Below are 1,620 nucleotides of genomic sequence, written 5' to 3' on the forward strand. Positions count from 1 at the left end.
GCGCTGGACCGCGTGATCAACTTTTTCCCCGAAGAGCGCCGCACCCAGTTGCTGATGGACCTCTCGCTCAACCTCAAGGCCATGATTTCGCAGCGGCTGGTGCCCAAGCAGGACGGCAAGGGCCGTTTTGCGGCGGTGGAGGTCATGCTCAACTCGCCGCTGATCTCCGATCTGATCTTCAAGGGCGAAGTCTCCGAAATCAAGGAGATCATGAAAAAAAGCCGCAACCTGGGCATGCAGACTTTCGACCAGGCGCTGTACGACGCCTTCGAGAGMCACTTCATCACCTACGAAGATGCCCTGCGCAACGCCGACTCGGTGAACGACCTGCGCCTGCAGATCAAGCTCAACTCGCAACGCGCCAAGTCCGTCGACCTGGCGGCCGGCACCGAAAACTTCGCTATCGTTTAAGCCGCTGAACTGCCGGCGTTGTTCCGGCCAAGGGCTGAGTTGGAAGGGCTAAAGGCCGCGAAGCAGGCCTGAAGGTAATCGATAGTGGCCCGGATTTTGGGAGCCCGATGGCGTTCGGCCAGAATCACCGCATCAATAGAATAGACATCGCTCACCGTGTGCCGGGCCAGCACGGGCTTTAACCGGCCTTGCGCCACCAGCTCGCGGCCGATAACGTCGTTGATCCGGGCAATGCCGGCTCCCGCCAAGGCAAGTGAAACCACCGCAGCGCTGCTATTGACGCGCAACTGCCCCTGCACCGCGAGTGGGGTGACGACCGCGTTTTCTTCGAAGGTCCATTGATTGTGGGTAATCGAAGTGGTATTTGATATCAGACTGTGCAATTGAAGATCTGCCGGCGCACGCGGAACGCCATGCTTCTTGAGATACACGGGTGAGGCGTACAAAGCACGCCCATGGCTTCCAAGATTACGGGCAATGGCCGTCTGCGCAGGTGCAACACCCGCCCTCACGACGATATCCATCGCCTCATCGGCCATGCTGACAAGGCGATCATCCAGATGCAGGTCCAGCTTCAATTCCGGGTGCAAGGCCCGCAGCTTGCCCAGCCGGGGAATCAGTACATATTCAGCAAGAATCTGGCTGATGCTCAAGCGCACCGTACCCACCACTGAGCGGCTTCTGCTGGCGAAGCTGTTTTGCAATTGCCTGTGTTCGGTAAGGATGCGCTGGGCATATTCGAGGAAGACCTCACCTTCGTCAGTGAGAGAGAGGCTGTGAGTGGTCCGGTGCATCAGCCGCAGGCCGCATTGAGCCTCCATGCGCGCGAGCGAACGCGACATATGGCTGGCCGCAACGTTGCGGTCCCTCGCTACTGTCGAGAGCGACTGGGCAGATGCAAGCTGCGCAAACAGCGAGAAGTCGTCAAGGCTGAGGTTTTTCATGCTTGTGCAGATTTGACACAAGCATTATGCATTCGGGGGGATTTCCAGCCGACGCCATCCTGGGCACAGTTCACTTCGCACGGACATGTTGCGCCGTCGCTCTTCAAAGGATTTTTATGCCCATCTCCATCCAGCTATCGCAGGGACTTTTAACGCCGGCCGGCGAGCGCGAGGTTTTCTCCAGAGTTGCAGGCGCCTTGCTGCAGGTACACGGCCTCAGCGGAAACGCCTTCATGACTCCCGCAGTCATTGGGCATGTCGACAT

1 protein-coding gene and 1 pseudogene are annotated in these 1,620 nt (G+C 58.6%); one reads left to right on the top strand and one right to left on the bottom strand.

Going from position 1 to position 1,620, the window contains the following annotated elements; translation table 11 throughout:
- Positions 1 to 411 (top strand): annotated as a pseudogene (locus AC1D1P_RS22855) (type IV pili twitching motility protein PilT); the annotation flags it as partial.
- On the opposite strand, the gene AC1D1P_RS22860 reads toward AC1D1P_RS22855, so the two are convergent.
- Entirely contained in the window at positions 408 to 1,355 is a 948-nt protein-coding gene (locus AC1D1P_RS22860; RefSeq protein WP_477668827.1) for a LysR family transcriptional regulator, read from the bottom strand. The pseudogene AC1D1P_RS22855 and the gene AC1D1P_RS22860 overlap by 4 nt on opposite strands.
- Positions 1,356 to 1,620 lie beyond the last annotated feature (265 nt).

It is taken from the genome of Polaromonas sp. P1_E1_2, from assembly GCF_056406035.1.

Excerpts from the sequence above, each read along its gene's own strand:
- AC1D1P_RS22860 (WP_477668827.1), bottom strand. The coding sequence starts at position 1,355 with ATGAAAAACCTCAGCCTTGACGACTTCTCGCTGTTTGCGCAGCTTGCA.